27 protein-coding genes, 1 tRNA gene, 1 pseudogene and 1 riboswitch are annotated in these 25,954 nt (G+C 38.0%); of the genes and pseudogenes, 19 read left to right on the plus strand and 10 right to left on the minus strand.

The features are described from left to right. Nucleotides 1–14: 14 nt before the first annotated feature. Entirely contained in the window at nt 15–1,370 is a 1,356-nt protein-coding gene (locus tag A5849_RS05265) for a TrkH family potassium uptake protein (protein ID WP_002308536.1), read from the plus strand. 188 nt (nt 1,371–1,558) lie between these two features. Here A5849_RS05265 and A5849_RS05270 read toward each other — a convergent pair whose 3' ends face one another. After that, nucleotides 1,559–1,930 carry a VOC family protein gene (locus tag A5849_RS05270; protein ID WP_002308538.1) on the minus strand — a complete coding sequence of 124 codons (372 nt, stop codon included), beginning with the start codon at nt 1,928–1,930 and terminating at the stop codon, nt 1,559–1,561. A 133-nt stretch (nt 1,931–2,063) separates the two neighbouring features. On the opposite strand from A5849_RS05270, the gene A5849_RS05275 reads away from it, so the two are divergent. Next, nucleotides 2,064–2,507, plus strand: coding sequence for an NUDIX hydrolase (locus tag A5849_RS05275; protein ID WP_002308540.1), 444 nt, complete (start codon nt 2,064–2,066; stop codon nt 2,505–2,507). 48 nt (nt 2,508–2,555) lie between these two features. Here A5849_RS05275 and yidA read toward each other — a convergent pair whose 3' ends face one another. The 3 genes from yidA to A5849_RS05290 are packed head-to-tail and all read right to left on the minus strand — an operon-like array spanning nt 2,556 to nt 5,565. Next, nucleotides 2,556–3,365, minus strand: coding sequence for a sugar-phosphatase (gene yidA, locus A5849_RS05280; RefSeq protein ID WP_002292832.1), 810 nt, complete (start codon nt 3,363–3,365; stop codon nt 2,556–2,558). An 18-nt stretch (nt 3,366–3,383) separates the two neighbouring features. Further along, nucleotides 3,384–4,751, minus strand: a complete 1,368-nt coding sequence (locus A5849_RS05285) for an HD domain-containing protein (protein WP_002308544.1) — start codon at nt 4,749–4,751, stop codon at nt 3,384–3,386. Further along, entirely contained in the window at nt 4,735–5,565 is an 831-nt protein-coding gene (locus tag A5849_RS05290; protein WP_002313475.1) for a lipoate--protein ligase family protein, read from the minus strand. Before A5849_RS05290 ends, A5849_RS05285 begins: the two co-directional genes overlap by 17 nt. Nucleotides 5,566–5,727: 162 nt before the next feature. Between A5849_RS05290 and A5849_RS05295 the strand changes: the two genes are divergently transcribed. The 8 genes from A5849_RS05295 to A5849_RS15150 all read left to right on the plus strand — a co-directional run bounded on the left by A5849_RS05295 (nt 5,728) and on the right by A5849_RS15150 (nt 11,576). Continuing rightward, nucleotides 5,728–6,165 carry a DUF1934 domain-containing protein gene (locus A5849_RS05295; protein WP_002292826.1) on the plus strand — a complete coding sequence of 146 codons (438 nt, stop codon included), beginning with the start codon at nt 5,728–5,730 and terminating at the stop codon, nt 6,163–6,165. A gap of 75 nt (nt 6,166–6,240) precedes the next feature. Beyond that, nucleotides 6,241–6,855, plus strand: a complete 615-nt coding sequence (rpoE, locus tag A5849_RS05300) for a DNA-directed RNA polymerase subunit delta (protein WP_002347785.1) — start codon at nt 6,241–6,243, stop codon at nt 6,853–6,855. 265 nt (nt 6,856–7,120) lie between these two features. Beyond that, nucleotides 7,121–7,627 carry an RNA polymerase sigma factor gene (locus A5849_RS05310; RefSeq protein WP_002292824.1) on the plus strand — a complete coding sequence of 169 codons (507 nt, stop codon included), beginning with the start codon at nt 7,121–7,123 and terminating at the stop codon, nt 7,625–7,627. Nucleotides 7,628–7,643: 16 nt separating this feature from the next. Continuing rightward, a complete protein-coding gene (locus tag A5849_RS05315) occupies nt 7,644–8,543 on the plus strand; it encodes an RsiV family protein (RefSeq protein ID WP_002308550.1) in 900 nt (299 codons plus the stop codon). Between the two features lie 82 nt (nt 8,544–8,625). Next, nucleotides 8,626–9,516, plus strand: a complete 891-nt coding sequence (locus tag A5849_RS05320) for a polysaccharide deacetylase family protein (protein ID WP_025478027.1) — start codon at nt 8,626–8,628, stop codon at nt 9,514–9,516. A 188-nt stretch (nt 9,517–9,704) separates the two neighbouring features. Next, the gene (locus A5849_RS15140) at nt 9,705–10,127 is read left to right on the plus strand and encodes a LytTR family DNA-binding domain-containing protein (protein WP_002347787.1); all 423 of its coding nucleotides are present in this window, start codon (nt 9,705–9,707) and stop codon (nt 10,125–10,127) included. Between the two features lie 66 nt (nt 10,128–10,193). Continuing rightward, complete coding sequence (locus tag A5849_RS15145) at nt 10,194–10,403, plus strand: LytTR family transcriptional regulator DNA-binding domain-containing protein (RefSeq protein WP_230078816.1); 210 nt, start codon at nt 10,194–10,196, stop codon at nt 10,401–10,403. A gap of 546 nt (nt 10,404–10,949) precedes the next feature. Then, the gene (locus A5849_RS15150) at nt 10,950–11,576 is read left to right on the plus strand and encodes a sensor histidine kinase (RefSeq protein WP_230309693.1); all 627 of its coding nucleotides are present in this window, start codon (nt 10,950–10,952) and stop codon (nt 11,574–11,576) included. A gap of 159 nt (nt 11,577–11,735) precedes the next feature. Here the strand turns inward: A5849_RS15150 and A5849_RS15045 are convergent, their stop codons facing one another. The 4 genes and pseudogenes from A5849_RS15045 to A5849_RS05355 all read right to left on the minus strand — a co-directional run bounded on the left by A5849_RS15045 (nt 11,736) and on the right by A5849_RS05355 (nt 14,414). Then, nucleotides 11,736–11,939 carry a hypothetical protein gene (locus A5849_RS15045; RefSeq protein WP_230309694.1) on the minus strand — a complete coding sequence of 68 codons (204 nt, stop codon included), beginning with the start codon at nt 11,937–11,939 and terminating at the stop codon, nt 11,736–11,738. Nucleotides 11,940–11,944: 5 nt separating this feature from the next. Next, nucleotides 11,945–12,718 (minus strand): annotated as a pseudogene (locus A5849_RS05340) (ABC transporter permease). Then, entirely contained in the window at nt 12,708–13,634 is a 927-nt protein-coding gene (locus A5849_RS05345; protein WP_002347791.1) for an ABC transporter ATP-binding protein, read from the minus strand. The pseudogene A5849_RS05340 and the gene A5849_RS05345 overlap by 11 nt, the downstream one beginning before the upstream one ends. Before the next feature lie 708 nt (nt 13,635–14,342). Next, a tRNA-Arg gene (locus tag A5849_RS05355) sits at nt 14,343–14,414 on the minus strand. 59 nt (nt 14,415–14,473) lie between these two features. Between A5849_RS05355 and rpoN the strand changes: the two genes are divergently transcribed. The 9 genes from rpoN (at nt 14,474) to A5849_RS05395 (ending at nt 24,125) form a co-directional block, all read left to right on the plus strand. Then, the gene (gene rpoN / locus A5849_RS05360) at nt 14,474–15,805 is read left to right on the plus strand and encodes an RNA polymerase factor sigma-54 (protein ID WP_002346069.1); all 1,332 of its coding nucleotides are present in this window, start codon (nt 14,474–14,476) and stop codon (nt 15,803–15,805) included. A 149-nt stretch (nt 15,806–15,954) separates the two neighbouring features. After that, nucleotides 15,955–17,046 (plus strand): sugar-binding transcriptional regulator, encoded by a 1,092-nt coding sequence (locus tag A5849_RS05365; RefSeq protein ID WP_002316430.1) that lies wholly within the window; start codon nt 15,955–15,957, stop codon nt 17,044–17,046. A 40-nt stretch (nt 17,047–17,086) separates the two neighbouring features. After that, a complete protein-coding gene (gap, locus tag A5849_RS05370; protein ID WP_002292818.1) occupies nt 17,087–18,088 on the plus strand; it encodes a type I glyceraldehyde-3-phosphate dehydrogenase in 1,002 nt (333 codons plus the stop codon). 109 nt (nt 18,089–18,197) lie between these two features. Next, nucleotides 18,198–19,388 (plus strand): phosphoglycerate kinase, encoded by a 1,191-nt coding sequence (pgk, locus tag A5849_RS05375; protein ID WP_002292817.1) that lies wholly within the window; start codon nt 18,198–18,200, stop codon nt 19,386–19,388. A gap of 103 nt (nt 19,389–19,491) precedes the next feature. Then, nucleotides 19,492–20,247, plus strand: a complete 756-nt coding sequence (gene tpiA / locus A5849_RS05380) for a triose-phosphate isomerase (protein WP_002292815.1) — start codon at nt 19,492–19,494, stop codon at nt 20,245–20,247. Nucleotides 20,248–20,362: 115 nt separating this feature from the next. Then, the gene (gene eno / locus A5849_RS05385; protein WP_002292812.1) at nt 20,363–21,661 is read left to right on the plus strand and encodes a phosphopyruvate hydratase; all 1,299 of its coding nucleotides are present in this window, start codon (nt 20,363–20,365) and stop codon (nt 21,659–21,661) included. A gap of 578 nt (nt 21,662–22,239) precedes the next feature. Then, the gene (locus tag A5849_RS14890; RefSeq protein ID WP_002347792.1) at nt 22,240–22,401 is read left to right on the plus strand and encodes a hypothetical protein; all 162 of its coding nucleotides are present in this window, start codon (nt 22,240–22,242) and stop codon (nt 22,399–22,401) included. Between the two features lie 2 nt (nt 22,402–22,403). Continuing rightward, a complete protein-coding gene (locus A5849_RS05390) occupies nt 22,404–22,766 on the plus strand; it encodes a hypothetical protein (protein ID WP_002346068.1) in 363 nt (120 codons plus the stop codon). Between the two features lie 219 nt (nt 22,767–22,985). Beyond that, nucleotides 22,986–24,125 carry an ArgE/DapE family deacylase gene (locus tag A5849_RS05395; protein WP_002347793.1) on the plus strand — a complete coding sequence of 380 codons (1,140 nt, stop codon included), beginning with the start codon at nt 22,986–22,988 and terminating at the stop codon, nt 24,123–24,125. A gap of 64 nt (nt 24,126–24,189) precedes the next feature. Here A5849_RS05395 and A5849_RS05400 read toward each other — a convergent pair whose 3' ends face one another. Continuing rightward, nucleotides 24,190–24,765 (minus strand): ECF transporter S component, encoded by a 576-nt coding sequence (locus A5849_RS05400; protein WP_002347794.1) that lies wholly within the window; start codon nt 24,763–24,765, stop codon nt 24,190–24,192. A 4-nt stretch (nt 24,766–24,769) separates the two neighbouring features. Continuing rightward, nucleotides 24,770–25,744: a nucleoside hydrolase gene (locus A5849_RS05405; protein ID WP_002347795.1), complete on the minus strand. Its 975-nt coding sequence runs from the start codon at nt 25,742–25,744 to the stop codon at nt 24,770–24,772. A 23-nt stretch (nt 25,745–25,767) separates the two neighbouring features. Further along, nucleotides 25,768–25,812: riboswitch (PreQ1 riboswitch) on the minus strand. Nucleotides 25,813–25,954 lie beyond the last annotated feature (142 nt).

The following is a 25,954-nucleotide window of genomic DNA, read 5'->3' on the forward strand; positions in this document are numbered from 1 at the left end:
AAAAGAGGAAAACGATGATTAAACAAAACAAACAATTAAAGAAACGCTTGCCGGCCGTTCAGCTTCTCGCATTAGGATTTTTTCTCCTGATTTTAGTTGGCGGCGGCCTACTTACCCTGCCATTTTTTAGTAATAGTGGGCATGGGACAAATTTTATCGATGCGCTTTTCACTGCAACTTCTGCCGTCTGCGTGACGGGATTGACGACATTGAATACAGCAGAACATTGGAACAGTGCTGGTCAGTTTTTGATCATGCTTTTGATTGAGATCGGCGGTCTTGGTTTTATGATGGTTCCGATTCTATGCTTTGCATTGATAAAGAAAAAAGTCAGTCTCAGCACACGTATTATATTAAAAGAAGCGCTAAATCTAGAAGAAGTATCAGGTGTGATGAAGCTCATGCTTTACATCCTGAAATTGGCCTTTGTGATTCAATTGATTGGTACGGTTGCTTTATCTTTTGTATTTGTGCCTGAATTTGGCTGGCTGAAAGGGATCTGGTACAGTTTGTTTCACGCAATCTCTAGTTTTTGTAATGCAGGGTTTGATTTGTTAGGAGACAGTTTAGCCAATCACCAGCAAAATGTCTATTTGATCATGGTGGTATCAGCTTTGATCATTTCTGGCGGATTAGGCTTTATCGTTTGGCGTGACTTATTGGAATATCATCAGAAAAAGAAGATGACGATTCATTCAAAAATCGCATTAACCGTTACAGGTACCCTTTTATTAGGCGGTTTCGTTGTGTTCTTTTTCACAGAACACAATGGGGCAACGTTAGTGGAAGGGAATATGTTTCAACGATTGGCAAATACTTTTTTTATGAGTGTAACACCTAGAACGGCTGGATATTATTCAGTTGATTACCTCCATATGAGTCATGCCGGTCTGATCTTAACGATGTTTTTGATGTACATTGGCGGAACATCTGGGTCGACTGCCGGCGGATTGAAAACAACTACGTTAGGTGTGTTGCTGATCCAGATGCGTTCGATGCTTAAAGGACGTACGAGAGCGGAAGCATTTGGCCGTACAATCCGTCAAGGCGCAGTGTTGCGAGCACTCACGTTGTTTTTTATCACGTTGACTCTGTGTGTAGTCGCCATCATGATTTTATCAGTGACTGAAACGATACCTAAAACTTCTGGCATCGAATATATTGCTTTTGAGGTCTTTTCTGCATTTGGAACAGTAGGACTTACGATGGGATTGACGCCAGACTTGACTGCAATAGGGAAATTGATCATTATAGCGCTTATGTACATTGGACGAGTTGGGGTATTGACTGTGGTCTTCTCTCTGATGACAAAAGCACAAAGAACTCAATCAAAATACAAGTATCCAGAAGAAAGTGTCATGATTGGATAAAGTATGCGGATAACATAAATAGAGGTTGTGACAGAAGGAGGCAGCTTCAAGAAATAAGAAGGAATTTACGGAAATTACTTCTCAAATTTTTGTGAAATTTCGGCTTATTTCCGAAGAAGCTACTTCTGGAACATCGTTTATTCGAAAAAAAGAAACTGTGACAAGATTTTTGTCACAGTTTCTTTTTATTAGCCTCGGATGACTTCGATTTTATAACCATCAGGGTCAATGACAAAGTAGTAAGAAGGCGCAGTGCCAGGTAATCCTTTTAAGTCAGTAATTTCAAGACCTGCAGCTTTATGCTGTTCATGTAATTTTTCTAAATCATCAGCTGCAATAGCTATATGACCATAACCATTTCCTAAATCATAGGCACCATGATCGTAGTTATAAGTCAACTCTAATTCATAGTCATCCCCAGGAAGTGTCAAATAAACAAGTGTAAATTTGTTTTCTGGAAAATCACGGCGGCGGCTTTCTTCAAAACCAAATGCCTTTTGATAAAATTCGATTGATGCTTCAAGATCTTTCACTCGAACACATGTGTGAGCCATTTTCATAGATTCATCTCTCCCTTTCCTTTTATTTAATCATAACAAAAAGAAGTAAGGAAATAGTTGATTTGTGCTTGTTCATGAGAAATTTCTCATGTAAAATGGATAGAAAATAAAACTGTTAAGGTGGAAACTATTCATGGATAAACCAATTTTTGGTGAAAAAAAGCAATTTGCTGATTATCAAACCCGTTATGCAGCATATATCGTCATAGAAAAAGATCAGCAGATTGCAGTAATCGAGGCTCCAAATGGTGCTTTTTTTCTTCCTGGCGGGGAAATTGAAGGAGATGAGACGAAAGAAGAAGCAATCGTTCGTGAGCTAATAGAAGAAATGGGGATTGCGGCAGAAATTGCTTTCTATCTGGGAGAAGCAGATGAGTACTTTTACTCGAATTATCGTGCAACTTATTACTATAATCCAGGATATTTCTTTGCTGCTGATTCTTGGAAGCGTATAGGAGAACCCACAGAAAAGACCAATAAAATCTGGTGGGTCAGTCCTCGAGAAGCACTTGATAAATTGAAACGTGGCAGCCATCGATGGGCAGTCGAGAGATGGATCGAAAAAAATAATAAATAAAAACTGAAAGAAAGCGAGTAGACCAGCTTTCTCTCAGTTTTTTATTTATTACAGAACGTATTTTTTGATTGCTTCAGCTACACCGTGTTCGTCGTTCGATGAAGTGATGACATTTGCTGCTTCTTTGACAAGAGAAACGGCATTTCCCATAGCTACTCCTAGACCAGCATATTCAATCATGGATAAGTCGTTCTCGTTATCCCCTATAGCCATGATTTCATCTTGGTCAATACCAAGATGTTGTCCAAGATTCGCAACTGCCGCACCTTTACTTGCTTCTTTATTTAGTACTTCGAAGTAATAGGGTGCACTTTTGACCGTTGTGTATTTATCACGGAAAGTTTGCGGTAAACGTGCAATTGCTGCGTCTAAAATTTCTGGTTCGTCGATCATCATCATTTTGACGATGTTCATGTCTGGTGTCATTTCTTCAGGTGTTCGATATTTTAGCGGCATCTTGACTAAGCTTGCTTCGTGTATCGTATAAGCGCTGATATCTCGATTAGGTGTGTAGATTGCTTTGTCATCAATCGAATGGAGATGACTGCCAACACGGCGTGCCATCACTTCGATTTCTAGAAAATCTTCATGAGTCAGACCGTGACGGGCGATGATTTTACCTGATTTTGTTTGTTGTACGAGTGCCCCATTATAAGTAATAACGTAATCATTATCTTGAAAAAGGTCCAGCTCGTTTAACTGTTCTTGGACACCTGGTAAGGGGCGACCAGTACATAAAACGATTGAGACCCCTTTTGCAACAGCAGCGGCAATCGCTTCTTTTACTTCTTTTGTTACTTCTCTTTTCTCATTTAATAAAGTACCATCGATGTCGATAGCGACTAGTTTGATAGCCATAATTTCCTCCAATATATTTTAGTTTATTTCAATCAATGCGCCATTACGGATATGGCTGGCAAATTCTTGATAAGTTTCATCAAATAAATCATAATGATCACGCAAGGATGGGTCAACCATTTCTTTTGGAAAGAAAAATCGCTCATCTCCTTGTTCTTGTCCCGCTAAAGCGGCAACAAGCTGACTAACCTGTGATAATTCTATCAAAGTTCCGTCATTTCGCAAAATCTCGATTTGCGTACGATGTCTGCCTTGTTCTGGGCGATAAAAATCATAAGGCAGATCGTAGCTAGAGTTGACAGCAGTGTAATAAACAGGGTTATAGCCGACCTTTTCTACTAACAAAGTGAGTTTTTGAATCAAATTTGAATCTCGGTTGCCAGAAAAAGTGGCGGATTTCAGTGGTTTACGATTCAAAAAACGTTTAGCTAAATCATTTAAAATAGGATCAGCAGATTCAGACCATTGAGTAAAGTAAGTACCCAAGACCCCATCATCAAGTTTGAGGTATTCTTCTAAAGTAAAGCTTCCGTCAAGAAATGGCAAGAGTAGTTGAGAGTGTAGTTCAAAACTGCTGGCATCTTCTTGATACAACTCGTGCGCGCGATGAAGCAGATGCTCCAAGATCACTTCCATACCACGGGAAACAGGATGGAAGTACACTTGCACATACATTTGATATCGGCTAACGATATAATCTTCCACTGCATGCATGCCGCTCATGGAAAAGGCGATCCCGCCTTCATATGGACGAATCACACGTAATATTCGGGTAAGGTCGAATGTTCCATACTCCGTTCCGGTGAAATAAGCATCCCGAAGCAAATAGTCCATTCGATCTGCATCGATCTGGCTAGAAATCATTTGGACAACTTGCGGATTAGAGTAGGTTTTTTGGATCACGCTCGCTACTTTTTCAGGAAAACCTTCTTCTACTCGGTTAAGGATCTGATACACCTCTGTTTCTGGAGAAGTGATGATCTCTACAGTGATAGCCTCGTGATTCGTATGGAAGATGTGCTCGAATGTATGAGAGTAAGGACCGTGACCGACATCATGCAATAGTGCCGCACATAAAGTTACCAGCCGTTCCTGATCATCCCAGCCTCCGTTGCCTATCTTTTCTTTTGGAAAATTTCGAGAAAAGATATCGCAAATTCGTCTTGAAATCTCATAAACACCTAATGAATGGGTAAAACGGCTATGTTCTGCTCCGTGAAAAGTGAAAGAAGCAGTGCCTAATTGTTTGATTCGTCGCAGACGTTGGACTTCTTTCGAGTTGATCAAATCTAAGATTACTTGATGCTGGACATGGATATAGTTATGGACTGGGTCACGAAAAACTTTCTCCATAGGCAGCATTTGATATTTATAAGGGGTTGTCATATTGTAGCTCCTTTATGTTATTGCGTTGTTCCATTCTCTGGATTTGGTTGTTCCATTGCTCCAGCTGGATTTCTTTTTTTAGCCAGTCGGTAGAATCCAGTAAATCACTTGCAGAATACAGCTTTTCAAAAGCTTTTGCAAATGCTTCTTTGACTTCTTCTACGAGAAGGGGATGGTCAAGCAGTTCTTCAAGTGTTGCCATTGTGGCAGGATCAACTGCAGGATAGCCATTTGTACCAAAGCCTTCTTTTAAAGCAGATTGATAAAATCGTTTCATGACTTGCCCGCGCTTTTCCTGATTACCGTTGACACTTAAGTACATCATAACAGAAATCCCATTTTTGATGCGACGCTGAGCGATGCCGGCAAATTTTTTGCCATGGATGCTTAAATCATAAGTTCCAGGACAATAAGAATGGGTGATTTCGAATGCTTGAATCGGTGCCTTAGGAAAGGCGTATTTAGTCAATCGAAGCATTTGCTCGTAAGCTTCATCGATGGTTATTTTTTTTTTGTCATTCTGGGGGAAAATCAAAGAAATATTCAAAATCCCTTCGTCTGATACGATTCCTAATCCACCTGAGTTTCTGATTATCGGAGCATAACCTGCATCTTTCAGTGTTTGGATCCCGTCTCTAAGAAAAGGTGTCCGAACATCTTTCATACCTAAGATGACGGTGCAGTCATATTGCCAGAAATGCAAAAAGATCTGCTGGTGTTCTTTGGAATATTCCGTTAATATATCTGTTAATGCGAAAGGGGAAAAGTCGTTTTTTTGATAAATGTGCTGATCTAGTCGAATCGCAGGGTTCATTCAACCGGCTCCTTTTTATAAATTCATATTTTCTACAATATTATACTCTAAATTCAAGGAGTTGTTTTGGAAAAAAGGTTTTCTGTAAAAATGGACAAGTTGGTTGACAAAACAAAAGAAACTAGGAACAATGTAGCTATGAGAAGTAAAGGAGAATGAAGAATGGAATTATCACAAGGAACACCGATTTCGATCAAATTGCGTACAAAAGTGAAACAACAAGGGGAAGTGCAAGATTTTTATTTTGATTTGAAAGGGCAAATGGTGACGATTGGCGATACGCTGTACATACGGTATAAAGAGATGCAAGAGGAAACAGGCGATGAAATCCCTGTAACGATCAAATTAGTTCCAGATGGTCATGTACAGCTGATTCGTGCAGGAGAAATGCGAATGCGTTTGAAATTTGGTTATAAAGAACGGTTAGAAACAGCCTACCGAACACCATACGGTATGATTCAGATTGCTACCTTTACGAAAGAACTGCATGTAAGTTTGAAAGACCGTCCCACAGCAGGAAAGGTTCGGATCGATTATGATTTGTTCATGGGACTAGAAAAAATCGGCGAATATTATTTGACATTGGATTTTACAGCGTAAATATAAAAGAAAAGTTTGATTTTTTGTGTCTGATTTTGTATGATAAGGAGTAGACTGTGAAAGGACGTGTCCTGATTGGAAATTAGTGTATTTGAAGGTGCAAACAAAAGCGAATTATCAATGATCGAAGTAGCACACGCGATCTTAGAACAACGTGGCGATGTCATGGATTTTTCTGATTTAGCCAACCAAATCCAAAACTATCTTGGTAAATCAGACAGTGAAATTCGTGATTCACTCGCACAATTTTATACTGACTTGAATATTGACGGCAGCTTTATCTCATTAGGGGATAATCGTTGGGGCTTGCGTTCATGGTATGCTATCGATTCGATCGATGAAGAAGTAAACCATGGAATGGACGAAGAGGATGAAGATACTCCGCGTCGCCGTAAACGCAAGAAAGTCAACGCCTTTATCAATGATGATGAAGACGCGATCGATTACAATGACGATGACCCAGAAGATACAGATCTGACAGAAGAAGACGACGATGATCTGTTTGATGACGATGATGATGAAGAAATCGCTGCTTATAATTCTGACTTGCAAGAAATTGGAGCAGATGACCCAACAGATGATGAAGAAGACTTGCCTGGGAATATCGAAGAAGATTTAAGTATCATAGACGAAGACGATGATGATGAAGACTATGAAGAGGAAGAATTTTCTGACTCTGAAAAAGAATAAACATCATTTACTGTAGAGGCTGTGACGGAAGTGGTCAACTTCAAGAAATTTCCACTTATTTCCGAAGAAGCTACTTCTAGAACACCGTGTATCAGAGGTTGCAACAGAGACGTTGAAGCTATCAGAATAAGAAGGTGTGACATGATTTTTGTCACACCTTCTTTTTTGTATATAAAAATTCAAAGTAAATACATAAAAAATAAAATAATTGAAACTTTTAGCGTACCTTGTACGTCATATTAAGTGAGGCGGAAAGGAGTGGAGAATGATTTTTACTGGATATAAGAAAAAACGGCAGATTGAAAAATACCGTCACCTGCTGAATGGACTCATCGAAACTGATTATCAAAAAATGTTCCGTATCACGATGAATTACGTACATGATAAAGAAGAGGCCTTAGATGTGATGCAAGATAGTTTCCATAAAGCACTGAAGTATTTTGAAAAAGAAAAAGAAATCGAGCATTTTAGTGCATGGTTTTACCGGATATTGATCCGCACGGCATTAGATAGTTGGCGCAGACAAAAAAGGACACCTGTTGACTTATTTGAAATTCAAGATATCCCGCAGCAATTACCTTTAGAAACTTCCGTTGCAGAACTTCATATGATTTTAGATAAAATAGACAGTCCGGAAAAAGAGATTCTGATCCTTTACTTTTTTGAAGGATTTCGTTTGAAAGAAATTGCGACTATCTTAGATATGAACGAAAACACAGTTAAAACAAAAATGTATCGTTCACTGAATGTTTTACGTCAAATCCTAGAATGAAGGAGAGAAGACCGCTATGTATTCTCAAAAAGAAAAGTTAAAAAAACTAAAGAAAACTTATAAAGAACAAGAAATTCCAAGAGGGCTTCAAGAGGAGATCCGCCAGCGTTTTCTTATCGAAGAGCAATCATTCATAAAAGCAAGACGGAGAAAAAGACGCCTCCAAGGGTTCGTAGTATCTTTGGCTATCGTGATGATTACAACAAGTAGTCTCCTTTTTAATAGTCAAGTTCGAAGCTTTGCAGAAGACTTGCCAATTTTAGGATCAGTCATTGAATTGATCTTAGGTGAACGTTTTACTGATCAATCTGAAAAAATAGATATTCAAGTACCGAAGATCCATACTCAAAATGAGAAAGAAAACAAAACGATTCATGGATTAAACCAAAAATACTTTCACGAAGGACAAGCAGATTTTAAAAAAGCTGAAAAAGAATATGGAAATCTTGAAACGGATCATTACCAAGTTCTGGGTGATTATCAGAAAATCGTAGACGATGACCGGTTTCTTGTGATCGAAAGACAGATTACCCAAACAGCAGCGGATAGCCACGTTGAAAAAAGATACGACACGATCGACAAGAAAAACAGTGTCCAGCTCTCACTTCCGCTGTTATTCAAAGATGACACCTATCTATCTGTTTTGACAAAAGAAGTCAAGCGGCAAATGGCCGAACAAGTCAAGGAAGATCCGTCTAAGTACTATTGGACTGAACAAGATATTCAAGAAGGAACGATAGAAAAACCAACACTTGTTACACCAACACGAAGTTTTTATTTGAATAAAGAGCATCAATTAGTTCTGACTTTTTCTCAATATGAAATTGCTCCTGGTTATATGGGAACACCAGAATTCGTCATTCCCAAGTCCGTGACAAAAACGATTTTGGCATCGGAAAATTATTTGGATCATTAGGCGAGAAGTAGTTGCGACTAGCAGTTTCAAATTTTTACAGTTATTTTCAAGTAAGTAATTAAGAAGAGAAAGAAGAGATATAGTGAAAAGAAATTACTTAGTTATCAGTATCATTGCTTTATCCGTGCTTTTATTTTTCGAAGTCACTTCGGTCGCATCATTGATCAGCGAAGAGAAAGGAAAAGTAACTTCATCGGAACGCTCATCACAATCTTTCAAACAATCAGAACAATCAACGAATAAAAACAAGTCGACTGAAACAGCTAGCGTCAATGAATCCACTCAAGAATCAGTGAAATCAACACAAAGTCAATCAACTGAACCAGAACCAACACAAGAAAGTACAGAAGCTGTCCAAGATCCAACTGTCAAAAGTATTGCCATCAGTTTTGATGATGGACCAGGAGCGACCACGACACCACAGCTGTTGCAAATACTTAAAGAAAAAAACGTACACGCCACTTTTTTTGTTTTAGGAGAAAATACGGCGCAACATCCTGAAATTGTGAAGCAGACAGCTGAAGCAGGACACGAGATCGGCAATCACACGTATGATCATCAGGATCTGGAGGTGCTTTCTGCCCAGTCGATCACAGAAGAAGTGGCAAAAACAGACACTGGGATAAAAAAAGCCACTGGTAAAACCCCCACTTTCGTTCGTCCGCCTTATGGTTCGATCACAAGTGTAGGAGCAAGTGTTATCCAGCGGCCAATCATCGAATGGTCGGTCGATTCAGAAGATTGGAAGACAAGAAATCCTGATTTGATTTTGCAGAAGATCCAAGCAACAGTATACGATGGTGCAATTATTTTATTCCATGATATTTATCCTGAAACGATTCGTGCCGTCCCTCAAGTGATCGATTATCTGCAAGAGCAAGGGTACCGCATTACGACAGTGGGGGATTTATTAGGACATCCAACGACTGTCGAGAATTATTATGGCAGAAACGATCATCGGCCAGTCCAGTAAGTGAAAACAAGTATACTATAATAAAAAAACTGTCCGCTAATTTTTTTGGTGGACAGTTTTCACTTGAAAAGTAAAGAAGCAAACATTCGGAAGTTATGCTAAAATGGCAATAGAACGCGTCCTGAGGGAATCGAACCCTAATAGTTGTACACATTCAAGGTATGTCAGCATACAATAGGAGTGATATTATGTTGAAGGTTGCTATCTGCGATGATGAACTTGGCATTACTAACTATGTAGGTAATTTGTTGCAAAATTATGACCCAGTTTTATTTGAACCTTATGTATATTATGATCCGTCAAAGTTGATTAAACAAATGGATCAATTAAATTTTGATATGTATATTTTAGATATTGAATTTCCAGGAAAGAATGGAATGGAGGTAGCAGATTTTATTCGGCAAAATGATTTCAATGTTCCGATTATTTTTTTAACGAGTTATCGAGAATATATGGAAAAAGTCTTTAAATTACATACGTTTGATTATATTCTGAAACCGTTGGAACAGAACTATTTTTTTCAAGTGATTGAAAGGGCTATCAAACATTTAGGAGTTTTAAATAATAAATTGAGTTTTCCTATAGAAAAACGGATTATCGAATCGCGTTAAATGACATTTTGTTTTTTGAAAAAAATAGACGTCAAGTATTCATCAATATGACATCTCAAAACAAATATGTCAACTTTGGAGATCATTGCTAAGTTGACATCAACATTTGTTCAAACACATACTTCATTTATTATAAACATGGAGCATATAAGAGAAATAGGAAAAAACTATGTTCGATTAAGCAATTGCGAAAATATCATTGAATTGCCTATAAGCAGAAAGTTTAAAACAGACGCTCTAACAAAGATACTTATGCGAAAGAGAGATTTATTCTAATGGAAGATGAGTTACTTCGAAATATTAGTCTAATAATGTACGTTTTTTTGCTCGATTATTTTTTCTCTGGAGTGGCAGTAAAAAAAGTAAGACTTTCTTGATAAATTTAATTATTTGTACGATTATTTTATTCAATTTCCTTTCGAATCTTTTTTTACCGTTTGAATATTTACCTTATATTAATATTTTCTTGAGTCTTTTTGTAATTGCGAGTATTGCGAAGAAATATTTTTTATCAGATAGTGAGATTTTCTTTTGGATGTTGTTTCTACTAGCAGTTAATTTCATCTGCGAATCGGTTTCCGTCAAGTTGATTCAGTTAATAATTTTGAATCAGGTAGAAAATACAATTACTCATTATTCGATCCTATTTAGCACTAGTCTCACGTTACTTATCGAAATTTTATTTTTCTTTGGCATGCGACTATTCCTTTCACGAAAAGAAACGCTACATAATCAAATTAATACTATATCTCTCTTAACAATGAGTTTAATTCCGATTATTCAAGTATCATACCTTTCGGGTTTCTTATGTCAGAAGTAAACATGGCCATCAATAGAAGGATAATAGATATTTTTATAACGATGGGAATTGTAATCATGAATATTTGTGTTTTATACCTTTATCACAGTATTTCTTTTCATCAAGCACATATCAATCAAATCTCTCTAGAGAAGAAGGCGCTTGAATCAGAAATAAAATATGTGGAGGAAATTAAAAAGAGCCAAGAGAATCTGAAACAAATTAGACACGATTTGCGAAATCATTTTTTAGTTCTATCGGGGCTGTTAGAAAATGAAGATATTTCTTCAGCTAAGAAATATCTGAGGAAGACGATGAAACAACAAGAAATGATTACTGACTTTTATACTTCGGATCCTATCTTGAATTATATTTTAAATGAAAAACTGACTATAGCAGAACAATCGGAAATTCAGGTCAATACATCGATTTTTATATCAGAAAATGTAAAAATTGATTATGATATTATAGCAATCATTGTGGGAAACCTAATGGATAATGCAATCGAAGCATGCACTCGAAATAACGGAAAAGGCAAAGATATCACCGTGATTATTAAGCAGTTTAAAAGTGATCTTTTCATAGAGATAAATAATGCTTATTTAGTCAATGAGAGATATACAAGAAAGGAAGACAGAGTGCTGGTATAGGTACAAAAAGTATAAGATCTTTAGTCGAGAAAAATGGTGGAATCTATCATACTTGGACTGAAGCTGATAGATACTTTGCAAGCATCGTATTGTTTGACGTTTATGAATAGAGACTACAGAATTTAAAAGTTAGTCTGTCTAGTTTTCCATTATTGGAATTTAAAGTATTTCTGTTTTTTCTATGCGTTGTGTAAAGGTGATTAGTGTCATTCCAATAATCAGAGCGATAAAAACTGACAGTATAAATATTAATATTGTGTAATTCAATACACCTAAAACGACAATATTTGAAACACCTATAATGTTTATAACAGCAGTGATAGAGGTGGTTTTATATAATTCAGCTATTTCAATTCTTCTCAAAATCTTCAATTCCTCCGTGATAGTGCTCTTAATGACAATGCGCCGGTGATGATTAACCAAATACTAACTGTTAGGATATTTTTTAGTTGAATAAATCCAGAGCCAAAAAAAGAAGTACGAATCAAATTGGCTGTTGGGACAAAAGGTAAGAAATCATATATTATTTTTGTCCATTCAGGCAGTCTATCGGCCGGATAAGTAATCGGTGAAAAAAGTAACCCGCCAATCATGATGATTTGTGTCATTAAAGACACTCCGTTAGCGGGCAGCCAGTAAGCAATACAAAATCCGATAGAAATCATCGACATTTGAGCTAAAATCAATAAAGCGACAGACAGGACAGAAAAATGAATCGCTAGACCAAATTTTAGGGATGAAGCAAGAAAAGACATCAGGATTCCTGGTAAAGAAGCGAATCCCCAGATAATAAAATCAGCCAATAGGAGATTGAATCGGGAAACGGGCAGTGTTCTTTGATAAGAAACGATCCCATTTTGCTTAGCAGTGCTTACTATCTGTGCCGATAAGACGCCCCCAACAGCAATAATCCCAAGTACTATTGCACCAGAGGATAAATAGACAGCGGTTGTATCATCCATTGTAGGAATTAAAAAAGTGAGTCCGTAAACAATTGCTAATGATAGTAGCAGTTGGGCCACTGTAAAGACTGGCAAAAGTACCTTGTATCTTACTAGACTCCATCTAAGTAAAGCGTATAATTGAAATAATCAACTATCGGAAGGGCGTGAATAGGAATCGTAGCTTTGCTTATTTTTCATTCGTTAATCCTCCGTATGTGTTTTCTAATGTTTGAGGTGATAAGCTATAGTTCGTTACTTCTCTTGATGAAATCTTTTCATTAATCCATATCATTGCATCAACTACTTGTTCTTGTGACAAAGTGACATCGTAACGTAACTCACCCTTTTGTAAGATACAGCCAATATTTCTAGGTAATTCTTGCATTTCAAATTCCTTATCAGAGAATAGTACAAGGTGCATTTGGATCAACGTTTTTTCTAACGATTCGCGAACATACGCATCTTTAATTAAAGTTCCCTTATCAAAGAGTAGATATCTATCTGCATATTGATCTACTTCGAGTAAATTGTGAGTTACCACAATTACAATGTGTCCTTTTTGAGCTAATTTTCTTAAGGAATTCCAAATGATTTTTCTTCTTATCGGATCAACATTATTTGTAGGTTCATCAAGCAGTAAGATTGGTGGAGGGGCAACAATAGACATGGCAAATGAAGTAAGCCTTTGCAATCCGCCTGATAGTTTCTGCCCTTGTACATGTGCCCATTTCGAAATTTTAAGTTCTTGCATAATCTCTATAACGTGAGTCTGGGTATCAGATTTATTCAATCCTCGTATCCTTAAAATAGCTTCAATAGACTGTTGCATGGTAACCCCATCTAATGGTGCATGAAATTGGGGCATCATTGCTGCAAATTGCCTAGCCATTTTCCAGTTTTTATCTAAAGAGTGGCCTTGAAAAGTAATACTACCGGAAGTAGGTTTTGTTCCGCCTATGATTTGATTTAAGAAAGTTGTTTTTCCTGCACCGTTGTGTCCAGTTACAGCAACAATTTCTCCAGGGGAAAAAACGATAGTTATATTTTTATTGGCAAAATTACTACTATTCTTATATTTTTTTGAAAGAGAATGGATACTTAAATGATTGTTCATAGTAAAATCACGTCCTAAAGTAGTTGATTGTTGGTATTAACCACACTAAAAGAATGAATATATCTGCACCCATTCCTAGAGCAAGGATTAATTTCGAATGGCAAGTCTTGTTATCAAACAAAAAAGGATCATCCCTAATCATGTTTAAAGTTAAACGTATGTCAGTTATACTGTAGACTCGAAATTGCCAAGCATTAAGATCGCCGAATCAATGTTTTATCATCAAATTCGATAAATTAATAATAAAACAAAAATACGTTCAACAATCTAAATGATACAATTAACCAAGTAGCTGTAATATTTAACCTTATTCAAACTTTAGTGTATAAACAAGATGATTTAACTTGAAAATAAAGTTATTCATACAAAAGAGATGAATCAATAAAAAATTAGAAGTGTTAGAATATGTCCATAAACAAAAGGGATAAAAGTCAATTATATGTACATTTTATGTTGGAGTGAATAGATTCTGGTGATTTAGTCGAAATGTGATTGATAAGTGGTTAGATGAACAGGTATAATAAGTGCGTATCTACTTTAGCATGTTGCTATGGAAGACATTCAAACATCAGCATTTCAAAAATAAAAGTGACTTGCGTAACGTTGAGGGTAGGAATTAATGGGTAGGCAAATTTTAGGAAAAGCAAAAAAAAGACACTTTCCGTCTCTGGTAGAAAGTGTCGTGAATCCTACTATAAAAAAATAGAACGCGTCCTGAGGGAATCGAACCCCCGTCTCAAGAACCGGAATCTTACGTGATATCCACTACACTAAGGACGCAAGCACTGGGATAATTGTAACTAAACAGATAAAAAATTACAAGGGGATTGGACAAAAAAATGAAATTTGAGCAAAATTTTTCACAAAAACAGCAGCAGACACAGAAACTAGCCATGACGCAACAGTTGCAGCAGTCCATCCAAGTTTTACAATATAACAGTGAAGAGCTGTTGGCATTCGTTGAGAACCAAGCAATGGAAAACCCATTGGTGGAAGTTGTTGAGCCGGAATGGCAGCCAGATTACATAAAAGCTTCTTCATCTTCTTATGAAGGAGAAGAGACAAATTACCTAAATCAGATTCCTGATACAAAAGGGTCTTTATTTGATTCATTGATCGAACAAGTCCACTTGAATTACCGAGATACTTTTTTAAGGAAAATCGTTCTTTATCTTGTAGAATACATCGATTTGAACGGATTTTTGACGATTAGTTTAGAGGAAGCTGGAAAAGAGATCGGAGCGACGCCTATCCAAATGCTCGATGCGTTGACACTAATCCAGCAATTAGAACCAGCTGGAGTAGGTGCACGTAGTTTGCAAGAATGTCTCATGCTTCAAACGGAACGGGATGATTATGCGCCGGAACTAGCCTACATCGTGCTAGAAGAATGTTTTGAGCAATTGGTGGAGCGAAAATGGAAAGAGATTGCGCAGCGTTTTTCTGTTGATTTACACGCTGTTCAGCAAATATTCGACTATTTGCAAACATTGAGCCCAAGTCCAGGACGAATTTTCGACCGTAGTAGCGAATTGTACATTATTCCTGATGTCCGGGTATTAGTGGACGATGGAAATGTACAAGTCATCTCAAACCGAAAAAACCAGCCGAATATCCGATTTCAAGAGACCTACTTCAAGCAAATGTCACAACAAGCAGATAAAGAAACTGAAAATTATTTAAAAGAACGGAAACAGGAATTCGAATGGTTGAAGAAAACGATCCTCCAACGCGGGGATACAATTTTGCGGGTTGCTCAAGTCATTGTTTCTCGGCAAAAAGCTTTCTTTATCGACAAGGAGCGGCCCATCAAACCTCTTACGTTAAAGGAAGTTGCGACCGAGATAAATGTGCATGAATCTACGGTCAGTCGAGCAGTCAACGGGAAATATTTGGAAACAGATTTCGGTGTATTTGAGTTAAAGAAATTTTTCACTGCAAGAATCCCTACTAACGGTGCAGAACAGACAGAAGATCTTTCGGCAGATACTGCGAAGAAAAAGTTGCAGGAATTAGTTGATCAAGAAGACAAAAGCAAGCCGTTGTCGGACCAGAAATTGGTTGAATTGCTGAAAAAAGATGAGATAGCGATCTCAAGACGGACAGTAGCAAAATACCGTGATTTATTAGGAATCCCGAGTTCATCAAAAAGAAAACGTTATGATAATTAATCATCCAAAAGATCAGAAAAAGTATTTTACTTTTTCTGATCTTTTTAGTTGAAAAACGAAAGCAAAACTGTTAGACTAACAGTCGTGAGGTTGAGATTTCCCTTTATTGATGTGAAATTCGAAAAGTTAATTTCTTTTTTTTATCGTATATGGGTCGTTTTAAGTCTACATTGGACGCAAAGTGTCCAACTAAGGAGATCGCTATGCTAGATGAAATAAAAATGATTGAATCTGTTGCACCAGATATTATCGAAGTGTTGCAAGAACGCTATAAAATTTTACGAAATATCTATTGGATGCAGCCGATTGGACGTCGAAGTTTATCAGAAAGTATGGGGATAACAGAACGAGTATTGCGAACAGAAACAGACCTTTTGAAAAATCTGAATTTGATCGATACCTCAAAAAGCGGTATGACGCTGACAACTAAGGGTGAAGAAGTTTATCAAAGTCTTGAAAACTTCATGGATCAGCTTTTAGGTACGCATCAAACCGAACAACAGTTGGCAGAATATTTTGGTAATCAGCGCTGTATCGTTGTTTCAGGAAACAGCGAAGAGCAAACCAAAGTGGCTGATGCATTCGGCGAAGCGCTGAGTGAAGCCTTAGACCGACTGCTTCCGGAAGGCGAGAATATCATCGCTGTGATGGGAGGAACCACCATGGCAGTTGTAGCAGAACAGTTGTCTAATCTGGAAAATAAAAAACGGCATAACCTATTTGTCCCTGCAAGAGGCGGGATCGGTGAAGCGATAACTGTACAGGCAAATTCTGTCAGTGCAAGAATGGCTGCCAAAGCAAACGGAAACCACCGTGCACTTTATGTTCCGGAGCAATTAAGTCTGGCAACTTACAATTCTTTACTCAATGAGCCATCTATCCAAGAAGTCTTAAACTTGATTAGTGAGGCGAATTGTGTTATTCATAGTATTGGGCGTGCATTACACATGGCAGCACGTCGAAAGATGACTGAAAAAGAATTAGTCATGCTGAAACAAGCAAATGCTGTAGCGGAATCCTTTGGCTACTTTTTCAATGAAAAAGGCGAAGTTGTTTATAAGGTCCCTAGGATCGGCATAGAATTGCAAGATTTGGCGAAAGTCCCAATCATCATGGCGATAGCGGGCGGAAAATCAAAAGCCAAAGCAATTCGAGCTTATATGAAAAATGCACCAAAACAAACGTGGCTCATCACTGATGAAGCTGCTGCAAACGAGATTTTAAAAGGGGTAACCCTTTAAAATAAATATTTTTTTGATTTTCATAAGGAGGAAATCTTAAATGACAGTTAAAGTAGGTATTAATGGTTTTGGACGTATTGGACGTCTAGCATTCCGTCGTATCCAAGATGTAGATGGAATCGAAGTAGTAGCAATCAACGACTTGACAGATGCTAAAATGTTGGCACACTTGTTAAAATACGACACAACTCAAGGACGTTTCAACGGAACAGTTGAAGTTCATGAAGGTTCATTCAACGTAAACGGAAAAGAAGTTAAAGTATTAGCTAACCGCAACCCAGAAGAATTACCATGGGGCGAACTAGGCGTAGATATCGTTCTAGAATGTACTGGTTTCTTCACTTCTAAATCAGCAGCTGAAAAACATTTGACAGCTGGTGCTAAACGCGTTGTTATCTCTGCTCCTGGCGGAAACGATGTTCCAACAATCGTTTATAACACAAACCACGAAACATTAACTGGTAAAGAAACAGTTATCTCAGGTGCTTCATGTACAACTAACTGTTTAGCTCCTATGGCTAAAACATTGAACGACAAATTTGGTGTTGTTGAAGGATTAATGACAACTATCCACGCTTACACAGGTGACCAAATGACTCTAGACGGACCTCATCCTAAAGGTGACTTCCGCCGTGCACGCGCTGCTGCTGCAAACATCGTTCCTAACTCAACAGGTGCTGCTAAAGCTATCGGTTTAGTAATCCCTGAATTGAACGGTAAATTAGACGGAGCTGCTCAACGTGTTCCTGTACCAACAGGTTCATTAACAGAATTAGTAACAGTTCTTGAAAAAGAAGTAACTGTTGACGAAATCAACGCAGCAATGAAAGAAGCTTCAAACGAATCTTACGGATACAACACAGACGAAATCGTTTCTTCAGATATCGTTGGTATGACTTACGGTTCATTATTTGATGCTACACAAACTAAAGTAATGACAGTTGGCGACAAACAATTAGTTAAAACTGTTGCTTGGTACGACAACGAAATGTCATACACTGCACAATTAGTACGTACTTTAGAATACTTCGCTAACTTATAAGATAGACAAACGTACAAGTGTAAATGATAGACATGTACATTTAAAAGCGGGGAAGCAATCGCGCTTCTTCCGCTTTTTTTGATAATAAGTTTATTCAGGAGGAAATAAAATGGCTAAGAAAACAGTGAAAGATATCGATTTAAAAGACAAAAAAGTTCTTGTCCGTGTTGACTTCAATGTTCCTTTGAAAGACGGCGTGATCACTGACGACACTCGTATCAAAGCAGCATTGCCAACAATCAACTACGTTTTAGAACAAGGCGGAAAAGCAATCCTTTTCTCTCACCTTGGACGTGTAAAAACAGAAGAAGATAAAGAAGGAAAATCTTTAGCTCCAGTTGCAAAACGTCTAGGCGAATTATTAGGTAAAGAAGTAACATTCGTACCTGAAACTCGCGGAGAACAATTAGAAGAAGCAATCCGCAACATGAAAGATGGCGACGTTGTCGTATTTGAAAACACACGTTTTGAAGATGTTGATGGTAAAAAAGAAAGCAAAAACGATACAGAGCTAGGTAAATACTGGGCTTCATTAGGTGATGTATTTGTTAACGATGCTTTCGGCACAGCTCACCGTGCGCATGCTTCTAACGTAGGTATCGCTTCAACTGGTATCCCAACAGTTGCTGGATTCTTGATGGAAAAAGAAATCAAGTTCATCGGTGAAGCAGTAGAAGAACCAAAACGCCCAATGATCGCAATCCTTGGTGGCGCAAAAGTTTCTGATAAAATCGGCGTAATCGAAAACTTGATTCCTAAAGCAGACAAAATCTTGATTGGTGGCGGAATGACTTACACATTCTACGAAGCAAAAGGAATCAAGATCGGTAACTCTCTAGTAGAAGCTGACAAAGTAGAACTAGCAAAAGAATTGATCGAAAAAGCAGGCGACAAACTTGTCTTGCCAATCGACAATGTCTGTGCACCAGAATTTTCAAATGATGTAGAAACACAAGTAATCGAAGGAGACATTCCTGACGGTTTGATGGCTTTAGACATCGGCCCAGCATCAGTAAAATTATTTGCTGATACATTACAAGGTGCAAAAACAGTTGTTTGGAACGGACCTATGGGTGTATTTGAAATGAGTAACTTTGCTAAAGGTACAATCGGTGTTTGTGAAGCAATCGCTAACTTAGAAGGCGCAACAACAATCATCGGCGGAGGAGACTCAGCTGCAGCAGCAGAACAATTAGGTTTTGCTGACAAATTCACACACATCTCAACAGGTGGCGGCGCAAGCTTGGAATTGCTTGAAGGTAAAGAATTACCAGGACTAGCAGCAATCAACGATAAATAAACAGCCAATTTTGCTCTATTCTGACGAGTAATCGATCAAAAGGTGAAGGGAGTTTTCATGACTCCCTAGCCATTTTTCAATAAATTAAGGAGTGTGTTCCTCAATGCGTAAACCTATTATCGCAGGTAACTGGAAAATGAACAAAACTGCATCCGAAGCAAAAGAATTTGCTGAAGCAGTAAAAAACAAAATCCCTTCAAATGACAAGGTTGATTCAGTCATCGGATCTCCTGCATTATTCTTACAAGAATTAATGACATCAGCTGAAGGTACAGAACTAAAAATCTCAGCACAAAACTGCTACTGGGAAAACTCAGGTGCGTTCACTGGTGAAACTTCACCAGCAGCTCTTGCTGATCTAGGTGTTCACTATGTGATCATCGGACATTCAGAACGTCGTGAATATTTCCATGAAACAGACGAAGACATCAATAAAAAAGCAAAAGCTATCTTTGCAAACGGTATGACACCAATCTTATGCTGTGGCGAATCTTTAGAAACATATGAAGCAGGCAAAACTGCTGAATGGATCGAAGGACAAATTACAGCTGGTTTAGCTGACCTTTCAGCTGAGCAAGTGTCAAACATGGTGATTGCTTATGAACCAATCTGGGCAATCGGTACTGGTAAATCAGCTGACGCACAAATCGCTGACGAAATTTGTGGTGTTGTACGTCAAACAGTTGAAAAACTTTATGGAAAAGAAGTATCAGAAGCTGTTCGTATCCAATACGGCGGTTCTGTAAAACCAGAAAATATTGCTGAATACATGGCAAAAGAAAATGTTGACGGTGCTTTAGTCGGCGGCGCAAGCTTGCAAGCAGATTCATTCTTGTCATTGTTAGACGCTGTAAAATAATTGGTGAAAATTTGCGAAAAATGCAAGAAATGTTTGCACTAATGAGCAAAATTAACTAAAATCGTATATGAGGGAAATCCCTTAGGAAAAAACAAACTCAAAGGAGAGACAAAACATGTCAATTATTACTGATGTTTACGCTCGCGAGATTTTAGACTCACGTGGTAACCCAACAATCGAAGTAGAAGTATACACAGAAAGCGGAGCTTTTGGCCGCGGAATGGTTCCTTCAGGTGCTTCAACTGGTGAATACGAAGCAGTTGAATTACGTGACGGAGACAAAGCTCGTTATGGCGGTAAAGGTGTAACTAAAGCTGTCGACAACGTAAACAACATCATTGCTGAAGCAATCATTGGCTACGATGTTCGTGACCAAATGGCTATCGACAAAGCTATGATCGCTTTAGACGGAACTCCTAACAAAGGTAAATTAGGTGCGAACGCTATTTTAGGTGTTTCTATCGCTGTTGCACGTGCAGCTGCTGACTACCTAGAAGTACCTTTATACCACTACCTAGGCGGATTCAACACGAAAGTATTGCCAACACCAATGATGAACATCATCAACGGCGGATCACATGCTGATAACTCAATCGACTTCCAAGAATTCATGATCATGCCTGTTGGCGCTCCAACATTCAAAGAAGCTCTACGTATGGGTGCTGAAGTATTCCACGCATTAGCTTCAATCTTGAAAGCTCGTGGATTAGCAACTTCTGTTGGTGACGAAGGTGGATTTGCTCCAAACCTTGGTTCAAACGAAGAAGGTTTCGAAGTAATCATCGAAGCAATCGAAAAAGCTGGCTATGTACCTGGTAAAGACGTTGTTCTTGCTATGGATGCTGCTTCTTCAGAATTCTACGACAAAGAAAAAGGCGTTTACGTACTAGCTGACTCAGGCGAAGGCGAAAAAACAACTGACGAAATGATCAAATTCTACGAAGAATTAGTTTCTAAATATCCAATCATCTCAATCGAAGACGGATTAGACGAAAACGACTGGGACGGATTCAAAAAATTAACTGACGTATTAGGCGACAAAGTTCAATTAGTTGGTGACGACTTGTTCGTAACAAACACTCAAAAATTATCTGAAGGTATCGAAAAAGGAATTGCTAACTCAATCCTTATCAAAGTGAACCAAATCGGTACATTAACAGAAACTTTCGAAGCTATCGAAATGGCTAAAGAAGCTGGCTACACAGCAGTTGTATCTCACCGTTCTGGTGAAACAGAAGATTCAACAATCTCTGATATCGCTGTTGCAACAAACGCTGGTCAAATCAAAACAGGTTCTCTATCACGTACTGACCGTATTGCTAAATACAACCAATTACTACGTATCGAAGACCAACTTGGTGAAGTTGCAGAATACAAAGGTTTGAAATCTTTCTACAACTTGAAAAACAAATAATTCTTTTCTAATGAAGATACATGATCGACCGATTGAAAGATAGACGAGCATGATCACTTAGTTAAGTAATCAGACTCTCTACCTGCTGATTTCAGCAAGTAGAGAGTTTTTTTGTTGTGAAAATCATTTGATGAATAAATCTCTTTTTTAAGAACAGAAAAATCGGGAGATTACATAAATTATTATAATAACAACTGTTTATTTATATATATCATATAAACCCTATTATATAAATATCCGTATTTATTAAAAATAACTCATAATTTTATTTTTGTAACTGGCTTCTGTATATAATATTTACAAATATCGATACGAGACAATCGTATCGAAAAAAGTCAGTGATCAAGAGATAACATCGTATAGGACCTTTTAAGGATAGAACAATAAGAGAGGAGGAAGCAGTCTTCGTTTCATTCATATCCTTTTACGCTCGGATAGGATGATTCTCTTCAAAAAGGGGATGGCAATCTTCCTCTTTCGATAAAAATCATTTGAACAGGGAGACAGAAAAATGAAAAAATTTAGATAATTACAATGATAAAAATTATAAATATGGGATAACTACAAATATTTTTGGGATGGATCCGGCTTACTGTTCTAAAATCGTCTGGCAAGCTTATTGGTATGCTTCGGCTGCCGTGCAAGTAGGAGGGATGTATCAGCCGCTTATTGCTTTGCCATACGATCTTCCTGATTATTTTGATGAAAGAGCGATCCATATCTTAACATGGGAGAATTGATGATGAGAAGGAGGATTTCTAAAAAAAGAAATTACTGTTCTAAGATTTTTATTTCGATAGGTTTACTGTTAGGGGGTACATGGCTCTATCAATTTCCAATCAAGAAACATATAGCTACACGAGCACTGTATCAATTATTAGAGGAGGAATACCAATTAACCGATTATGATATTTTTATTTCAAGAGTGGTGAAAGATACGAAAAGTGGTAGAGGCGGTGTCAGTATTTTTTTCATGGTAAGGAATAGTGTGTATGTGTATGAATATGACTACTCTCTTGAAGAAAATAATTGGCTACGTGGTTATTACGTAAGTAGGAGTAGCTATAGATCATGTGATACTCTTATTTTCAATGATGAGGAATAAAATGATTTGACTATAGAAGAACAGTTCAACAAAGTAGCTTCTCTTGTTTTTTTACTTGGTTGGATTTACTAGCGTAGAGGCAAGAATTGGAAAGCCATTTACTTGGAAAAGGGGAATGTGACGCTGCTTTTGTCACGCCCTTTTTTTCTGTGGCCTCTCTTATTTGAAAATCTAGGTGCACTCCAATACAATAAAAGAAACAGCAAAGGAGAAGATTAGATGAAAAAAGAAGAAAAAATTGCGATTTTACAAGAGATCATCCGAATAAAATCAGTGAATGGAAACGAAGGCGAAGTAGCAGCTTATTTGAATAAGATTTTGGAAAAACATGGCATAATAGGTGAAATCGTTTCTTACAGTAATGGTAGAGATAATCTGATTGCTCAATTCCAAAAAGGGCAATCAGGAAAAGTGTTAGGCCTATCTGGTCATATGGATGTCGTGGCGGCGGGGAATGAATCGTCTTGGACCTATGCGCCCTTTGCAGCAGAAATCCATGGGAATCGTTTGTACGGACGTGGTGCTACAGATATGAAGAGTGGCTTGGCGGCGATGGTGATTGCCATGATAGAGCTCAAAGAGTCAGGAAAACCATTTAACGGAACAGTCAAATTATTAGCCACTGTCGGAGAAGAAGTGGGTGAACTAGGTGGGGAACAGCTCACGAAAGCAGGCTATGTGGATGACTTAGATGCCTTGATCATCGGAGAGCCAACTAATTACAGTTTGATGTACACACACATGGGATCAATCAACTATACGGTCATCTCGCACGGAAAAGAAGCGCATAGCTCTATGCCAGACCAAGGCTATAATGCGATCAATCATCTAAATGAATTCATTACGAAAGCAAATGCTGAAATGAATCACCTCGCTGAAACAATCGAGAATCCCGTCTTAGGAAAAACAATCCATAATGTCACGTTGATCAGCGGCGGAAATCAAGTAAACAGCATTCCGAGCCACGCGCAGCTTCAAGGGAATATCCGATCGATTCCTGAATATCCAAATGATAAAATCATTACATTACTGCAATCAATCGTCAAGGAATTGAATCAAGAGACAGACTACCATTTGGAATTGACGATCGATTACAACAAAATACCTGTCAAAGCTGATCCAGATTCTCCTTTGATTCATTGCATTCAGCAACAATTCAGTCAGCCATTACCTTTAGTTGGAGCGGCAGCAACCACAGATGCAGCCGAATTTACAAAAGCTGACCACTCCTTCGATTTTGTCGTCTTTGGGCCTGGTGTCGTTACTTTGCCTCATCAAGTAGATGAGTATGTCGAGCTCGATAATTATTTAGATATGATCGAAAAATATCAAGCCATTATTTTATCCTACTTAGCGTAAGTTTTTTTAATCGATGAAAAATAGAGCCAGATGAGCAACTTTTTGCTCATTTGGCTCTGTTTGTTCATCCTATTTTTCTCTTGGAATATATCAAGCGTTGCGGCAACATAGTGATGACTAATGAAACAACGACGACAGATAGCAGACGGTCAAGGTAGTCTGTGCCCGCCTGTACCAAGATCACACTGATGGTTTGATCGAAACCTAACCCATGTAATAATTGGACGATCATGCTAGAACCTGAGGAAGTGATTCCGCCAAATAACTGAACGGTAATGCTCGAAGAAACGATCGTTCCAGGTACAGACAAAATCAAAGCGAGTAATAAGAGTTTCAAACGTTTTTTATCTTTGTCGAGATACCTTGGTAAAATCAATCCAGCCAACAAACCTGTGAGGATTTGGATCGGTGAATAATACAGTGAAAAAATATCTGTAGTCACCCCGCTTAATACACCGCTGGATAGTCCTGTCAACATTCCTGGTATGGGACCAAGTAACGCGCCAGCAAAAATCGTTCCAATAGAGTCTAGATAGATTGGCAAACGAAGCCATAAAGCAATCGTTCCTCCAACATAATTGATCCCAATACACAAAGCCATCATTGTAAGTACGCGAGTTGCCATCTTGTTTTTATTCATTTTGTCAGCCCATCTTTAACCTTTCCAAATCTTTCATAATCGTTTCTTCTTGTGCATTTAAAAGAACGGTCAAAAACTTTTGGAAAAAAAGACGAGTATCTACTTTTGTCATAATTTTACTGTTAGCAGGTTTCTGCCAAAATTCATAACGGTCAACCAATGTTTGTCCACGACTTAGTCCTTGAGTTTCTACAGCAGTGAAGCTTTTAAAGCCTTCACAGATGGACTCATCGATAAAATAAGCAACAGCTAATGGATCATTGATGACACACCCCAAGATTCTTTCTTGTTTCCAGTGAAAGTCAAAATAAAAACGAGTGATCGTTTTTAGATACTCTCCCTCTTCAGGATTCATTTGGCAGCAATATTCAAGGATAGTCGGTGTCAAGACGATTTCTCTTGTCACATCTAACCCAACCATTTCTATCGGTTGTTTGAGCTTCTCGAATACATAAGAAGCTGCTTCAGGATCACACCAGTAATTGTATTCAGCAACTGGTGAACAGTTACCATGGCTTTTGTAAGTTCCGCCCATTGAGACAAAACGATCCATATGTTTTCCAACAGATGGGTTGTTTTTCAAAGCAGAAGCGATATTGGTCAAAGGACCCAAAGCAATGACTGATGTATCTGTTTTTTCTTTGAAATAATCAGCCAGAAAATCAACTGCATGGAGCGATTCTGCCTGTTTTGCTAAGACCATCGGGAAATTTGTGTCCCCTAATCCATCCAACCCATGAGTGTCTTGCGCACTAATGAAAGGTTGCTTCAAAGGTTTTTCCATTCCTTGATAAACAGGAATATCTAAACGATCACAGCGTTCCAAACATTTCAGCACATTCTGCGTACCGATATCTACAGGGACATTCCCGCAAACGACGGTAATAGCAACTACTTCGATATCAGGGGATTTGACAGCTAGTGATAAAGCTAAAGTGTCGTCGATCCCTGGATCGCAATCAATAATTACTTTTCGCATTATTTCCAATCTCCTTTCTTTAGAGATACTTAGTTTTTTATTCTGGGAAGTTTCCGAACCAGTCCAAGACGAGCGTCTTGTTTATAATGCACGAAATTAGTATACTGGCTTTTATTGTGAATGTAAATGCTCTCTTACAAGTAAATCTATTGAGAAGAACTTTAAGTAAATGATACAATGAAAAGGAAATGGAATTTACGTGTGCCGAAG

Origin of the sequence: Enterococcus sp. 10F3_DIV0382 (genome assembly GCF_002140245.1) — a bacterium.
GTDB classification, from domain to species: domain Bacteria; phylum Bacillota; class Bacilli; order Lactobacillales; family Enterococcaceae; genus Enterococcus_B; species Enterococcus_B lactis.

Coding starts and splice junctions, on each gene's coding strand:
- pgk (WP_002292817.1), top strand. CDS start 18,198: ATGGCTAAGAAAACAGTGAAAGATATCGATTTAAAAGACAAAAAAGTT.
- A5849_RS05295 (WP_002292826.1), top strand. CDS start 5,728: ATGGAATTATCACAAGGAACACCGATTTCGATCAAATTGCGTACAAAA.
- rpoN (WP_002346069.1), top strand. CDS start 14,474: ATGAAATTTGAGCAAAATTTTTCACAAAAACAGCAGCAGACACAGAAA.
- A5849_RS14890 (WP_002347792.1), top strand. CDS start 22,240: ATGGATCCGGCTTACTGTTCTAAAATCGTCTGGCAAGCTTATTGGTAT.
- A5849_RS15140 (WP_002347787.1), top strand. CDS start 9,705: ATGTTGAAGGTTGCTATCTGCGATGATGAACTTGGCATTACTAACTAT.
- A5849_RS15150 (WP_230309693.1), top strand. CDS start 10,950: ATGGCCATCAATAGAAGGATAATAGATATTTTTATAACGATGGGAATT.
- A5849_RS05395 (WP_002347793.1), top strand. CDS start 22,986: ATGAAAAAAGAAGAAAAAATTGCGATTTTACAAGAGATCATCCGAATA.
- tpiA (WP_002292815.1), top strand. CDS start 19,492: ATGCGTAAACCTATTATCGCAGGTAACTGGAAAATGAACAAAACTGCA.
- A5849_RS05400 (WP_002347794.1), bottom strand. CDS start 24,765: ATGAATAAAAACAAGATGGCAACTCGCGTACTTACAATGATGGCTTTG.
- A5849_RS05345 (WP_002347791.1), bottom strand. CDS start 13,634: ATGAACAATCATTTAAGTATCCATTCTCTTTCAAAAAAATATAAGAAT.
- eno (WP_002292812.1), top strand. CDS start 20,363: ATGTCAATTATTACTGATGTTTACGCTCGCGAGATTTTAGACTCACGT.
- gap (WP_002292818.1), top strand. CDS start 17,087: ATGACAGTTAAAGTAGGTATTAATGGTTTTGGACGTATTGGACGTCTA.
- A5849_RS05310 (WP_002292824.1), top strand. CDS start 7,121: ATGATTTTTACTGGATATAAGAAAAAACGGCAGATTGAAAAATACCGT.
- A5849_RS05265 (WP_002308536.1), top strand. CDS start 15: ATGATTAAACAAAACAAACAATTAAAGAAACGCTTGCCGGCCGTTCAG.
- yidA (WP_002292832.1), bottom strand. CDS start 3,365: ATGGCTATCAAACTAGTCGCTATCGACATCGATGGTACTTTATTAAAT.
- A5849_RS05405 (WP_002347795.1), bottom strand. CDS start 25,744: ATGCGAAAAGTAATTATTGATTGCGATCCAGGGATCGACGACACTTTA.
- A5849_RS05275 (WP_002308540.1), top strand. CDS start 2,064: ATGGATAAACCAATTTTTGGTGAAAAAAAGCAATTTGCTGATTATCAA.
- A5849_RS05270 (WP_002308538.1), bottom strand. CDS start 1,930: ATGAAAATGGCTCACACATGTGTTCGAGTGAAAGATCTTGAAGCATCA.
- A5849_RS15145 (WP_230078816.1), top strand. CDS start 10,194: ATGTCAACTTTGGAGATCATTGCTAAGTTGACATCAACATTTGTTCAA.
- A5849_RS05315 (WP_002308550.1), top strand. CDS start 7,644: ATGTATTCTCAAAAAGAAAAGTTAAAAAAACTAAAGAAAACTTATAAA.
- A5849_RS05285 (WP_002308544.1), bottom strand. CDS start 4,751: ATGACAACCCCTTATAAATATCAAATGCTGCCTATGGAGAAAGTTTTT.
- A5849_RS05390 (WP_002346068.1), top strand. CDS start 22,404: ATGAGAAGGAGGATTTCTAAAAAAAGAAATTACTGTTCTAAGATTTTT.
- A5849_RS05290 (WP_002313475.1), bottom strand. CDS start 5,565: ATGAACCCTGCGATTCGACTAGATCAGCACATTTATCAAAAAAACGAC.
- A5849_RS05365 (WP_002316430.1), top strand. CDS start 15,955: ATGGGTCGTTTTAAGTCTACATTGGACGCAAAGTGTCCAACTAAGGAG.